Annotated in this window: 13 protein-coding genes; all 13 read left to right on the top strand. The window is 39.9% G+C overall.

Annotation, left to right across the window (positions count from 1 at the left end; translation table 11 throughout):
• Positions 1–60: 60 nt before the first annotated feature.
• The 13 genes from ACLIBG_RS04700 (at position 61) to ACLIBG_RS04760 (ending at position 13,232) form a co-directional block, all read left to right on the top strand.
• Positions 61–462 carry a hypothetical protein gene (locus ACLIBG_RS04700; protein WP_439311568.1) on the top strand — a complete coding sequence of 134 codons (402 nt, stop codon included), beginning with the start codon at positions 61–63 and terminating at the stop codon, positions 460–462.
• 240 nt (positions 463–702) lie between these two features.
• A complete protein-coding gene (locus ACLIBG_RS04705; RefSeq protein ID WP_439311569.1) occupies positions 703–1,728 on the top strand; it encodes an L-threonylcarbamoyladenylate synthase in 1,026 nt (341 codons plus the stop codon).
• A gap of 119 nt (positions 1,729–1,847) precedes the next feature.
• Complete coding sequence (locus ACLIBG_RS04710; protein WP_439311570.1) at positions 1,848–2,015, top strand: hypothetical protein; 168 nt, start codon at positions 1,848–1,850, stop codon at positions 2,013–2,015.
• Between the two features lie 65 nt (positions 2,016–2,080).
• Positions 2,081–2,635 (top strand): manganese efflux pump MntP, encoded by a 555-nt coding sequence (locus ACLIBG_RS04715; protein ID WP_439311571.1) that lies wholly within the window; start codon positions 2,081–2,083, stop codon positions 2,633–2,635.
• Positions 2,636–2,858: 223 nt separating this feature from the next.
• On the top strand, positions 2,859–3,461 hold the full coding sequence (locus ACLIBG_RS04720; protein WP_439311572.1) for a low molecular weight protein arginine phosphatase: 603 nt from the start codon (positions 2,859–2,861) through the stop codon (positions 3,459–3,461).
• Positions 3,462–3,475: 14 nt separating this feature from the next.
• Positions 3,476–4,765 (top strand): methyl-accepting chemotaxis protein, encoded by a 1,290-nt coding sequence (locus ACLIBG_RS04725; protein WP_439311573.1) that lies wholly within the window; start codon positions 3,476–3,478, stop codon positions 4,763–4,765.
• 92 nt (positions 4,766–4,857) lie between these two features.
• Positions 4,858–5,298: a ribose 5-phosphate isomerase B gene (gene rpiB / locus ACLIBG_RS04730; RefSeq protein ID WP_439311574.1), complete on the top strand. Its 441-nt coding sequence runs from the start codon at positions 4,858–4,860 to the stop codon at positions 5,296–5,298.
• A 71-nt stretch (positions 5,299–5,369) separates the two neighbouring features.
• The gene (locus ACLIBG_RS04735) at positions 5,370–5,918 is read left to right on the top strand and encodes a TIGR01440 family protein (protein ID WP_439311575.1); all 549 of its coding nucleotides are present in this window, start codon (positions 5,370–5,372) and stop codon (positions 5,916–5,918) included.
• Between the two features lie 191 nt (positions 5,919–6,109).
• The gene (locus tag ACLIBG_RS04740) at positions 6,110–6,877 is read left to right on the top strand and encodes an NRDE family protein (protein ID WP_439311576.1); all 768 of its coding nucleotides are present in this window, start codon (positions 6,110–6,112) and stop codon (positions 6,875–6,877) included.
• Positions 6,878–7,066: 189 nt separating this feature from the next.
• A complete protein-coding gene (gene glyA / locus ACLIBG_RS04745) occupies positions 7,067–8,302 on the top strand; it encodes a serine hydroxymethyltransferase (protein WP_439311577.1) in 1,236 nt (411 codons plus the stop codon).
• Between the two features lie 339 nt (positions 8,303–8,641).
• Positions 8,642–9,271 carry a uracil phosphoribosyltransferase gene (upp, locus tag ACLIBG_RS04750; RefSeq protein ID WP_439311578.1) on the top strand — a complete coding sequence of 210 codons (630 nt, stop codon included), beginning with the start codon at positions 8,642–8,644 and terminating at the stop codon, positions 9,269–9,271.
• Positions 9,272–9,402: 131 nt separating this feature from the next.
• Positions 9,403–10,524, top strand: coding sequence for a non-hydrolyzing UDP-N-acetylglucosamine 2-epimerase (wecB, locus tag ACLIBG_RS04755; protein WP_439311579.1), 1,122 nt, complete (start codon positions 9,403–9,405; stop codon positions 10,522–10,524).
• 494 nt (positions 10,525–11,018) lie between these two features.
• Positions 11,019–13,232 (top strand): S8 family serine peptidase, encoded by a 2,214-nt coding sequence (locus ACLIBG_RS04760; protein ID WP_439311580.1) that lies wholly within the window; start codon positions 11,019–11,021, stop codon positions 13,230–13,232.
• Positions 13,233–13,475 lie beyond the last annotated feature (243 nt).

Here is a 13,475-nt window from a genome sequence, read left to right on the forward strand (position 1 = left end):
GTGCATAGACTGTTCATAATAACGTGATGAGCTGTTATTAAAATTATCCGAGGTGATACAATGAATATTATGCCAGCAAACCGTGCATCCGAGAATACACTTGCTCATTTTTTAGACCGAAATAAAGATATTAAGAAAGAATCATTACTTTATTCCGGTTACGTTGTAGAAGTTGAAGGTGCAATTGAAGGATGCTTTAGTCTCGAACAAATGGAAGAAGGAATTTTTTGGCTGAAACAACTGTATATTACACAGACGCACGCAGCTAGACTTCCATATTTACTGGAAGGAATTTTAACACTTGTTAAAAGAAAGCAAGCAAAAGTCATTTACGTCCATAGTCATCAGCCGGTAATTGATTTATTGTTGGAAGCACTGCAATTTAATCCGCAAAAAGAAAGTGTGTTTTCAGAAGAATATCCAATAACACAAGGTAATTGGTGGTCCTACAAAGTTTCTTGAATCGAGGAGACCTTGGAATATAGATACAGAAGTTGAAAACGCTAAAATATTTTTATAAACACCCTTTAAAACGATAATAAAGAAGTCTGTCAGCAATAATGGCAGGCTTTTTCCTTGTTTCATTTAAACAATTTAGTCAATAATCCAACAAAGGCGAGATACGTTCTTGCAATCTTGTTTTTGCTAAAAGACTAATGATCAACTAAAATGTAAATGACAGAAAAGAGGTAAGAAATCACGATGCAAACAACATATTGGGATTTAACAATTAATTCAAATAAACAAACGATCGACGAAGCAATTACGGAAGCAGCTGCTTGTCTAAAAAAAGGTCTTCCCGTAGCCTTCCCGACGGAAACAGTATACGGGTTGGGTGCAGATGCAACAAGTGAAGCGGCTGTTGCTAAAATTTTTAAAGCGAAAGGGAGACCACAAGATAATCCACTTATCGTTCATACAGCGACAAAAGAGCAACTATATAAGCTTGTTACGCACATTCCTCCTTTTGTAGAGAAACTAATACAACATTTTTCACCAGGCCCATTAACGTATATATTGCCAACTAACGGAACGTGTGCCGCGAATGTTACAGGTGGGCTTGATACGATAGCGGTCCGTATTCCCGATCACCCTATTGCAATCCAATTATTGGAAAAGGTTAATCTCCCTATTGCTGCACCAAGTGCAAATGTATCAGGTAAGCCAAGTCCGACTAATGGGACGCACGTATGGAATGATTTGCATGGAAAAATTGCCGGTATTCTGGCTGATGGCCCAACAGGTGTTGGCGTCGAATCTACGGTTATTGACTGTACTGGGAAAATGCCTATTATTTTACGTCCGGGTGGAGTGACAAAGGACGAGCTTGAAGCGGCAGTTGGACCAGTAATCATTGATCCTGCGCTTGCAAATGAGAAGGGAATACCAAAATCACCCGGCATGAAGTATAAACATTACGCTCCCGATGTGCCGTTATGGCTCGTAACAGGTTCTAACCACAAAATACAAGAAGTAATTAATGAAGAACGACAGCTTGGAAAACGGATAGGTGTGCTAGCAAGTACTGACACGGCACAATTATTGGAGGCAGATCAGCTCATTTCACTTGGACGTCAACCGGAAGAAATAGCAGCAGCATTGTATGAGGCACTTCGGACTTTTAAAGAAAGAAACATCGACCTCATCCTATGTGAAACGTTTCCCGAACAAGGAATTGGACAAGCCGTAATGAATCGATTAAAAAAAGCAGCAACTCGAATACTTTAAGAACAGTGTTTTTTTACTAGCTGGCTCCACGGGTCAGTAGAGGGGTGTTGCTGCTATTTTTAAAGCATCTGCTTCACAGAAAAACCAACATCTAGCGCCTGTGTATGGAGGTGAATGTTTTGGTTGTACTTATTATTATTGGTTTCGTCATATTATTCATTGCTGTTATTGGTTCGTGGATGAACACATTAACGATATTAAAAGATCTAAATGAGATAAAAAAAGAAATAGGAATTAAAGAACGAAAACAAAAGCCGTTCATTATTAATGATCTGGATAATGAGTGAAAGTTCATATATCCCTCCTTACGTGCATATATTTCTAAAAGCGTGTCCCAAGGAGGGGTTTTCAAATGGTAATGAACGATATGGGGGGGATTGTATCCTTATTATTTATGGCTTTTGCATTAGGTATGGATGCATTTTCTGTAAGCTTGGGACTTGGAATGAAAAGGCCACGCCTAAAAAGAATTGCTATGATTGGCCTACTTATTGGGATGCTTCATATTATTTTCCCTTTTGTTGGAATACTGCTTGGTAAGGCAATTTCAGGAACGATCGGTCATTATGCAACGCTTGCAGGTGGCCTATTATTAATCGGAATTGGATCACATATGTTTTTTTCTGCTTTCAGCCAAGGGAAGGTCCGGAATGTCATGCCTTCAGGTATACACTTGTTTATCTTGGCCTGTTCCGTTAGCATGGACAGTTTTTCCGTTGGGTTAAGTCTCGGTTTATCCAATGCAAAAACGGCTATCGTTCTTTTTATGTTTGGCGTCATGAGCATGGTGTTAACGTGGACGGGAATGCTTCTGGGCAGAAAAGTGCGCGGCTATTTAGGAGCGTACAGTGAACTTTTAGGTGGCAGTATTTTAAGTGCTTTTGGCATGTATATTTTATTTTCTTAATATAAAAAACCGATGATAACGAGTTATATACTCTTTTGTGATTGTATGAACAAGTATCCTTCTTCTTTAAGTGTTTACCCCATCTTATTATCCCTGTGGTAGTTAAATTTCCCAGCTATACATAAAACCGTCTATCTCCAATAGCTGAGATCCTCTATATTTTCTGTCATGATAGCTGTTCATGTGATATATTTAAAGGACGATGAATGAACGGAGGCTTATCATGAATATCTTGTTTATTTGTACAGGAAATACGTGTCGCAGTCCAATGGCTGAGGCGTTGATGAAAAGTAAAATGCCGGGAGCTGCTGTGCGTTCAGCGGGTATTTTTGCAGGCGAAAATGAGCCGGCCAATCCATTAGCCATGAAAACATTAGAAAAAAAACGGATAACATCCAATCATCTGTCGCAGCCCGTTACACAAAGCTTATTGGAATGGGCTGATGTTGTGCTTGTCATGACAACCCAGCATAAACAGGTGTTAATTGTAAATTTCCCTGACTTTCAAAATAAATATTTTACCCTTAAAGAATACGTTTCAGAAGCCGATAAAGAAGTATGGGATACACTCAAAAAGTCCTATGCGAGTTTAGAAAAAAAACGAGCGTTGTTTATCCAGAATAATCCAAATATCACATCTGAAGCGTTAACAGAAGCAATCAATAAGCACCTGGAAAACGATATAATCAAAATAAATCAATTGGAAAAAGAACTGGGTAGCTATGACATTTCCGATCCATTTGGTGGAGATTTGCTAATCTATGAGAAAACAATGCATGAATTGGAAACGTATATTGATTTATTAATAAAAAAAATTAAAAAGTAGGCAGGGAAACGAAAATGGGGAAAAAATATCGATTTAATTTACGGAGAAAGCTCGTGTTATTTATAACGATTTTAGCAATAATTACTTATTCATTTAGTGCAATTTTCATCTATATAATTAATGATTATGTACAGTCTGTTTATGCAATACCGGAACAGCTGTACATTATTATTATATTCGTGTTGGGGGTCATTTGGTCAGGTATTCTAGCTTTTTTTGCTGCACGGATTATTACGAAACCTTTGCAAGAACTGGAAGCGGCTGCTTCATATGCAGCAAAAGGGGACTTGAGTCAAACGATCAATATTCCAAAATCGGATGATGAAATCCGCTCATTAAGTATTGCCTTTGATACGATGTTGAAAAATATTACGAATATGGTGCATAATATTGAATCGAACTTTGAGCATACGAATGATAATGTTGTTCGAATAAAAAAAGTAGCAAATCAAGCAGCTGATCATTCCGAAATGATTAGCGCTTCTTCAGATGATATTTCTAAAGGTGCGGTCAGTTCGGCCGAAGCTATTCAAGAAACAGCTGAAGCAGTGGAAGAAGCAACGAGACTTGCTGAAGAGGTACAAGAGAAAGCGGACCAATCAAAACAAAAGTCAAATGAAATGTTAGAGACGTTAAATACGAGCAAAGATGTGGTAAACAAATTAGTCGAAGGGATTCAAAAACTGGCAACCGAACAAGAAGCATCGTTAAAGGATGTCGAGCATTTAAAACAAAATGCACTGCAAGTTGAAACAATCATTACGATGGTTGGTGAAATTGCTGAACAGACAAATTTGTTGGCTCTTAATGCGTCAATTGAAGCTGCACGAGCTGGTGAGCATGGACGTGGATTTGCCGTTGTTGCTGATGAAATTCGTAAACTGGCTGATCAAAGTGCGAAAGCCGTTCAACGGATATCCGATCTAATTGTAGCAATTCAAAACGGGGTAAATCTAGTTGTTAATCAGATTAATGATAATGTGGAACATGCAAATAAAGAAGCAAAAAGCGGTGTGAAAACGAATAAAGCGATTGAGGAAATGTCCGGTTCGATTGTAGAAGTAGCATCTGAGGTCGATACCATTACAAACCTCGTCAGTAAGCAATTGGAATCCATTCAAGGAACGGTGAAGCAATCACAGGAAGTAGCTGCAATCGCTGAAGAAACATCCGCTGCATCCGAAGAAGTGAATGCAGCCGTACAAGAACAAACGAGTACGATTGATGAGGTCGATTATTTAGCGGAGCAACTGGATAAACAAGCTCAACGGTTAAAAGAGCAAATCAATCAGTTTAAAATGTAAAAAAATAAGCGTAAAATAAAGATAGAAGGATCGATTAATCAAAAAGCCTATTTTATGAGTTTGAAAGCCAACAAAGAAGGGTGCTGAATAAAATGAAAGTAATTATAACAGCAGATCATGCTGGCATGACAGTGCGTAATGAAGTGATCAGCTTGCTGGAGGAAATGGGTATTGAATACGAGGATACCGGTTGTGACTGTACAACTTCTGTTGATTATCCGGACTATGCGTTACCGGCTGCGAAGCGAGTGGCTGAGGGCGAGTTTGACCGTGGAATTTTTATTTGTGGAACGGGTATCGGCATGTCAATATCCGCAAATAAAGTAAAAGGCATTCGATGTGCGTTGACCCATGATGTGTACAGTGCAAAGCTAACAAGGCAGCATAATGACTCCAATGTGCTTGCAATGGGAGAGCGTGTAGTTGGACCAGGACTGGCACGAGAAATTGCCAAAGTATGGTTAGAAACAGAATTTGATGGTGGTCGCCATGCAAATCGAATAGGAAAAATAGCAACCTACGAAAATGAATAAGACTTGCTCAAATCAGCGGGTGTATGGTGCAGTTTCCATTGCTCCCACAACGAAAGAAAGGTGAATGAGAAATGAAACAGTTTTTGGACCGAGTGAAAAAGGATATGGCTACAATTGTTTCCGAATGGGAAAATAGTGGACACTTAAAAGCAGGGCAGTTATTTGTTATTGGCTGCTCGACAAGCGAAGTTGCTGGGGAACATATTGGAACTTCCGGTAGTGAAGAAATAGCAGCAGTTATTTTGGAGCAACTCGAAAAGCTGGAACAAGCAACAGGTATTCACCTTGTGTTTCAATGTTGTGAACACTTAAATCGGGCACTCGTTATCGACCGTGAACTATTGCAAAATCTGCGATTGGATGATGTAGCAGTCATACCAGTAGCTAAAGCCGGCGGGTCCATGGCTGCATATGCATACAAACAGAAGAAGGACCCTGTTGTAGTAGAAACGATTCATGCACATGCGGGCATGGATATCGGTGATACGATGATCGGTATGCATTTAAAGCACGTTGCCGTCCCACTTCGATTTGAACAAAAAATGGTCGGAGAGGCACGGGTAACAGGAGCCCGCACTAGACCAAAGCTTGTTGGTGGAGTCCGTGCTTGCTATAAATAATTTTCATGAAGCCTGGAAATATTTTTAGCTAATGCCTAAAAAGGTAATAGTGATAGAAGTTCAAACTGCTGAAAAAGCATTAAAGCTGTTTTTAACAAGATAATATAGCGATAGCTTTTCAATGCCCTCTTAACCTACGCGGTTAAAAGGGCGTTTAGCTTTACTCAACGGAACCGGAAGGAAAGATTTGAATGTGCTTGATTAACTTTCAATTTCATGAGCATCCGAACTATAAACTCATCTTGACAGCGAATCGAGATGAATTCTACAATCGACCGACAGCTGCAGCTCACTTTTGGGAAGATTATCCGCAAATTTTGGCCGGTCGAGATTTACAACGAATGGGAACATGGCTTGGAATTACAAAAACAGGTCGATTTGCTGCTTTGACCAACTATCGCGATTCGAGTCAAAAAGCAATCAGTCCACGTTCGCGCGGGGACATAGTGGCTAATTATTTAAAAAAGGATACAGCACCTGCTGAGTATATAGCTTCGTTGCAAAAGCACCGCCAGGAATATAATGGTTATAACATTATAGTTGGAGATCCAGATCAACTTTTTTATTATTCTAATATTGAAAATGAGGTTAAACAGATCTCCCCGGGTACGCACGGGTTAAGCAATCACTTTTTGAATACGCCATGGCCAAAAGTGATACAAGGAAATAAAAATTTAAAATCATATACAAGTGTTAATCAAACGATTGATCAACCAGATGAATTGTTTCGGACGATTTCCGACACGACGGAAGCAAATGATGAAAATCTTCCTGATACAGGAGTGGGTTATGATTTGGAGCGTAAATTATCGTCCCAGTTTATTGTTATGCCCGATTATGGCACACGCGCCTCAACCGTTTTACTTGTTGACAAAAACAATTATATTTATTTGAAGGAAAAAACGTTTGAAAACGGACGATTTACCTGCGAAACACAATTTTCTTTTGCAGCCGAATAAATGCTGTACATTGTGTAGTTGCTTGTTTTTTCATCGCAGCGTCTGTCGACAAGCGGGAGATGGAAACAGACAGACGGTTCCTTTTTTGGTAGAATAGTCGGTACGTATAATACATGAACAACCTATCAATTTTTGATATGATAAAAAAGTATTGAAATGAAAATCGGTGAAATACGGGAGGTTCAAGGAATGGAACATTTAAAGCGTGATGATCAAGAGCTATACGAAGCAATCCAAGCGGAGAGAAAACGACAGCAGGAAAAAATAGAACTCATCGCCTCGGAAAATTTTGTATCGGAAGCTGTAATGGAAGCACAAGGTTCTGTACTGACGAATAAATATGCAGAAGGATATCCGGATAAGCGATATTACGGTGGGTGCGAGTATGTCGACGTTGCCGAGAATTTGGCACGCGATCGTGCTAAAGAAATCTTTGGTGCAGATCATGTGAATGTACAACCACACTCTGGTGCCCAAGCAAACATGGCCGTTTACTTCACAATCTTGGAACTTGGCGACACGGTATTAGGCATGAACTTAAGCCACGGTGGGCATTTAACTCATGGCAGTCCGGTTAACTATAGCGGCAAGTTTTATAATTTTGTTGAATATGGCGTGGACAAGGAAACAGAATTAATTGATTATGATGATGTTTTAAATAAAGCACAAGAAGTAAAACCGAAGCTAATTGTAGTAGGTGCCAGTGCTTATTCTCGTGAAATTGACTTCAGCAAATTTCGGGAAATTGCAGATGAAGTTGGGGCGTATTTAATGGCTGATATGGCACATATTGCCGGGCTTGTCGCTGCTGGACTTCATCCAAATCCGATCCCGTATGCGGACTTTGTTACAACGACGACACATAAAACATTGCGCGGTCCACGTGGCGGCATGATTTTATGCAAAGAAAAATATGCAAAGCAAATTGATAAAACCGTCTTCCCGGGTTTGCAGGGAGGCCCTTTAATGCACGTGATTGCTGCAAAAGCAGCTTCATTTAAAGAAGTGCTAAGTGAAGATTTTAAAACATATGTTAAACAAATTATCGCCAATGCCAAAGCATTCAGTGAAGCCTTGACTGAAGAAGGAATCCGCATCGTTTCCGGAGGTACAGACAATCATTTGTTGCTGCTTGATGTTACACCGTTACAACTGACTGGAAAAGTAGCCGAGGAAGTGCTTGATAAAGTCGGTGTAACCGCAAATAAGAACACAATCCCATATGATACGGAAAGTCCATTTGTAACGAGCGGTGTCCGTGTAGGAACAGCGGCTGTAACGACACGTGGGTTTAAAGAAACCGATATGAAGGAAGTCGCAGCAATTATTGCTTTAACATTGAAGAACCATGAAGACGAAGCTAAATTAGAGGAAGCTTCCAAGCGCGTATTAGAGCTAACGAGCAAATTTCCACTTTACGTATAAAAAGAGTGGTTACAGCATGTGCGCGGATAAAATATAGTTTATAAAATAAGCTAGCAGACACACTTTTTCGACAGTGTTCCTGCTAGCTATATTTATAGGGTATGTATAAATATAACGAACTTTTGGATCATCCATAAAGGTGTTGACCTCTGCAAGTATAGTGTCATTTTGCCCAATGTTGACCATTTCCATATTTGCAATAGTAATTTATATACAATGCATTGATCAAAACATATCTAGATTCATTTCTTAACGTAATCGAAGGATTCACGCTTGAAAGCTGTAGTCTTTTTCTGTACAATTTTGACGATGGACTAAAATAAGAGAGGATGTAATAGCGTGAGCAACGTATTTGTACTGGAACATCCGCTAATACAGCATAAGTTAACATACATAAGAGATAAAAACACGGGAACGAAAGAGTTCCGAGAGCTCGTTGATGAAGTTTCCATGTTGATGGCTTTTGAAATTACGAGAGATCTTCCACTGAAGGAAATAACAGTTGAGACTCCTGTGAAAGAAGCGAAATCGAATATATTAGCCGGTAAAAAAATTGGCTTGATTCCAATTTTGCGAGCAGGATTAGGAATGGTAGATGCAATGCTTAATTTACTTCCTGCTGCTCGGGTCGGTCATGTTGGGCTTTATCGTGACCCGGAAACATTACTGCCTGTCGAATATTATATTAAGTTACCGTCTGATATTGCCGAGCGTAAATTGATTGTCCTTGATCCGATGCTTGCAACTGGCGGATCTGCCAATGATGCCATTGATTCGTTGAAAAAACGCGGTGCAAAAAGTATAAGCTTGATGTGTTTAATTGCTGCTCCTGAAGGCGTGGAATTAATTAAAGAAAACCATCCCGATGTTGACATATACTTAGGTGGACTTGACGATGAATTGAATGAAAAAGGATATATCGTACCTGGTCTTGGTGATGCTGGAGATCGTCTATTTGGTACGAAATAGTTCCATTTCGATTTTTTTGTGAAGTGTAACAATAAAATGTTTTAACTAATAGAATGCTTGGAAGTTGTTGGTATTTTTGCTAGTTATAGGAGAACTGTGTGAACGAATATAAATTGGAGTGAAACGATGGCATGCGTAAAAAAATTAAAGTGATGTCGATTTTCGGGACAAGGCCGGAAGCAATTAAAATGGCACCCCTTGTATTAGAACTGAATAAACGATCCGATGAATTCGAATCGATCGTTACTGTTACAGCGCAACACCGAGAAATGCTCGATCAAGTCATGGAAATTTTCGATATCACTGCAGACTATGATCTAAACATTATGAAAAGCAAGCAATCACTCGCCCAAATTACGACGAGAGCGCTCGAAGGTCTTGATGAAGTAATGAAAGAAACAAAGCCGGATATCGTACTCGTTCATGGCGATACTAGTACAACTTTTGCCGCTTCACTTGCTGCTTATTACAATCAAATTGCGCTCGGACATGTGGAAGCAGGTTTACGTACGTGGGATAAATATTCCCCTTATCCGGAAGAAATGAACCGGCAACTAACTGGTGTGATGGCTGATTTACACTTTTCGCCGACGGATAAATCGAAACAAAATTTGTTAAATGAAAATAAAGCGCCAGAAAGCATCACTGTAACAGGGAATACGGCGATTGATGCATTAAAAACAACCGTTGATTCGAGTTATACGCACCCGTTACTGGATGGTCTTGATAACAACCGATTAGTATTAATGACAGCCCATCGTCGCGAAAATCTCGGAAATAACATGGAGCAAATGTTTCGAGCAATAAAACGTCTCGTTGAAACACACGACGATATCCGTGTTATCTATCCCGTCCATTTAAATCCAGTCGTTAAACAGACAGCCGATGAAATTCTCGGGAACGATGACCGGATACAATTAATTGAACCGCTTGGCGTTGTAGATTTTCATAACTTTGCAGCGAAATCCCATTTAATTCTGACGGATTCCGGTGGTATTCAGGAAGAAGCGCCTTCACTTGGTGTGCCGGTTCTCGTGCTGCGTGACACGACTGAACGTCCGGAAGGGATTGATGCGGGGACATTAAAGCTTGCCGGAACCGATGAAGAGACCATTTTCAATATGGCCAATGAATTACTTTCTGACCCATCAGCATACAAGGAAATGGCACAAGCAGCTAATCCATACGGTGATGGACATGCTTCAGCACGAATTGCCGACGCGATTGTAGAATATTTTGATTCAAAAAATTAATCATGTGTACTGTCGATTGTGATTCAACTTCAGTACACTAATTAAATATATAAAACACAAAACAGTTAATGTCTTCCCATTAGCTGTTTTTTTGACGTTTTTTAAGTGGGTTTATTGAATAAAAACAACTTCGATGGTGTTTGTTTTACAGAGTGATTTAATGTATATTCCTCCTTTTTTTCCAAAAACTAAGGCTAAGAAAAGCGCAAGCGCCCTGGTCAGCCTCAGGCATAGCTTAAGCAAGAAATCGTAGCGGCGGTTATTGTCACGAAGAGTTATTGCTTAAGACCTCGAGGGGCTGGGCTGGCAGGCTTAGAACGCCACGTCCTGGGACTGCGCGTGAATGCTCGCCCCACCGAAAAGACTTGCACTAGAACATCCTGGGACTGTAGCTACGCTTTCTTCCCATCGAAAAAATTTGTACGTCGAAGCTAGATAGCTATAAACAAAATTTTATACTTTTTGATTTTTTTTAAAAAAGGAGCCCCCCCTATATGCACATACTTGTCCTTCTATTCTTATCGTTATCCCAGCTTATTTTTACGCCTGATACCATTGACGCGTCAACAGAACAACAAGATCAGGATTCTATCATTATAGAGGTAGAAGGGGATCCAAGTGAACATGAGGAATACTTGGAATTGCATCATCCCTTCGTGAAAGTGGTAGCTGTTTATGACACGCTATTCACCGGTATCGCATTACAAGGGAAGCCGGAAAAATTGGTTAGGGCAGGTCGTCAGGATTTTGTCAAAGCCGTCCATCCTGTCCATACATACAAAACAATGCAAAATCCGATCAACATGCCGAACGAATATGAACTATTCGGCAAATCAAATGTTGTCCTTCCTTCTGCCATAAATGATACGAATTACACAGGGAAAGGAGTTAAAGTGGGGGTGGTTGATACCGGCATCGATTATAATCATCCTGATCTAAATGCAAATTACAAAGGTGGTTATGATGTTGTTGATTTGGATGACGATCCAATGGAAACACAACCGTCTGAAGGAATGCCAACTGCTCATGGCACCCATGTATCGGGGATTATCGCATCAAATGGAAGTCTGAAAGGTGTGGCTCCAGATGCGGATATTTATGCTTATCGGGCATTGGGTCCTGGCGGAGCAGGTAGTTCGATTCAGGTTATTGCCGCAATGGAACAAGCTGTGAAAGATGGAATGGATATTATTAATTTATCGCTTGGCAATACGGTGAATGGACCGGATTATCCGACAAGCAAAGCGGTGAATAAAGCAGTAGAGCTTGGAACAGCAGTTGTCATAGCTAATGGTAATGACGGGCCGGACAACTGGACGGTCGGATCTCCTGCTACAGCATCAAAAGCAGTTGGAGTCGGAGCGGCAACTAATCCGCAGAAAATCCCTTATATATATGAGCCTTTAAATGAAAAAACGATCCAAATATCTCCAGTGGACGGCTCCGTTCCGTGGAACCTGTCGAAAGATTATCCAATCGTTCGACTCGCTGAACAGGGGGATATAAATGGTAAAATAGCGGTTATAACACGATCAGAAACACCTTTTTATGAACTCATTCAAACAGCAGAACAAAAAGGCGCGGTTGCGGCAATCATTTATAATAACGATGAGGCATTTCAGGGAGCGATTACAAATGAAGAAGATCCAATTACAATTCCTGCTGCAGCTATAGCGGGTAATGACGGAAAATGGTTGCTGAATAAAATGAAGACCAAAACATTGTACATGGATACAAGATATGAAGAGATGGAAACAACGACAGCTACCTTCAGCTCCAGGGGGCCGGTAACTGTGAACTGGCGAATAAAGCCTGATATTCTCGCACCCGGAACAAATATTTTGAGCACCGTTCCCGGCGGCTACGATGCTTTTAATGGAACAAGCATGGCAGCTCCCCATGTGACCGGCGCGATTGCCGTCATTAAAGAAGCAAAGCCTAATTGGACAAACAAACAAATTATTGGCGCTTTAAAAACAACCGCACAGCCAATAAAAGTAGATGGAGAACTGCTTGAGCCGAACGTTCAGGGGATGGGAAATATTTCAATTAGCCAAGCGTTACACACGAAAACAATCATAACTGAGCCATTACTCACTTTTGGAAAAATGGAAGATTATAAAGTAATAAATGAAAGAAATATAACAATCGAAAATATGTCTGATGCGCCCCAAACCTTCCATTTCAACATTCCGAAGCAGAGAAAAGGATTAACCTTTAAATTACCGCAAAGCTTTACTGTGAAAAAAGGGGAGAAAAAACAACTGCCAATTGAATTGACTACAATTCCTTCCCTTATAAATGAAGGGATCTATCAAGACTGGATTGTACTTGAAAGTAAAGATACGGAAAAAACAATCCATTTACCGTATTTATTCGTTAATCAAACAGCAGACTATGAAAAGGCAACAGGCTTTCAATTTTCATTGAACCCTTTTTCCGATAATCATACATATACATACCAGTTGTATATGACTGAACGTGCAAATAAAGTTGACGTCCATCTATATGATGCTGAATCACTCTTGTATAAACAAAAGCTACTTACATTAAAAGATGTTGACATTGGGATGAATAAAGGGGAAATAGAGAATGTAAAAATTAATCCAGGCTACTATAAAGCAGTCATTACCGTCGAACTGGAAAGTGGAGCTTATGAAAGCCATGAAACAGAGCTGATGATAGATGGTGCTCAGCCGAATAAGTAAAGAGTTTTTTAAGCGACTAAATACCAAAAAAATGTTCACAAAAATGTCATCCTTTCGACAGGATTCTTCCTTTATAATGGCAAAGGGGCAGAGCAAAAAGCATGTAAGGTGTACGCTTTTATACCCTTATTGTCAATAACTGATACTAATTGACAATGCTGTATCGCTAAGGTAGAATTGCAAGGTGTGGATTGTATTATTTTATACTGCATAACTATGTGCTTTCTGAAGGAAAAACAGTAT

Source organism: Virgibacillus sp. W0181 (assembly GCF_051846915.1).
Classification (GTDB): domain Bacteria; phylum Bacillota; class Bacilli; order Bacillales; family Amphibacillaceae; genus JBPYCR01.

Bases quoted from the DNA above. Each gene is read 5' to 3' on its own strand.
- rpiB (WP_439311574.1), top strand. From the start codon at position 4,858: ATGAAAGTAATTATAACAGCAGATCATGCTGGCATGACAGTGCGTAAT.
- ACLIBG_RS04700 (WP_439311568.1), top strand. From the start codon at position 61: ATGAATATTATGCCAGCAAACCGTGCATCCGAGAATACACTTGCTCAT.
- ACLIBG_RS04725 (WP_439311573.1), top strand. From the start codon at position 3,476: ATGGGGAAAAAATATCGATTTAATTTACGGAGAAAGCTCGTGTTATTT.
- ACLIBG_RS04760 (WP_439311580.1), top strand. From the start codon at position 11,019: ATGCACATACTTGTCCTTCTATTCTTATCGTTATCCCAGCTTATTTTT.
- glyA (WP_439311577.1), top strand. From the start codon at position 7,067: ATGGAACATTTAAAGCGTGATGATCAAGAGCTATACGAAGCAATCCAA.
- ACLIBG_RS04735 (WP_439311575.1), top strand. From the start codon at position 5,370: ATGAAACAGTTTTTGGACCGAGTGAAAAAGGATATGGCTACAATTGTT.
- ACLIBG_RS04715 (WP_439311571.1), top strand. From the start codon at position 2,081: ATGGTAATGAACGATATGGGGGGGATTGTATCCTTATTATTTATGGCT.
- ACLIBG_RS04705 (WP_439311569.1), top strand. From the start codon at position 703: ATGCAAACAACATATTGGGATTTAACAATTAATTCAAATAAACAAACG.
- ACLIBG_RS04720 (WP_439311572.1), top strand. From the start codon at position 2,859: ATGAATATCTTGTTTATTTGTACAGGAAATACGTGTCGCAGTCCAATG.
- ACLIBG_RS04740 (WP_439311576.1), top strand. From the start codon at position 6,110: ATGTGCTTGATTAACTTTCAATTTCATGAGCATCCGAACTATAAACTC.
- wecB (WP_439311579.1), top strand. From the start codon at position 9,403: ATGCGTAAAAAAATTAAAGTGATGTCGATTTTCGGGACAAGGCCGGAA.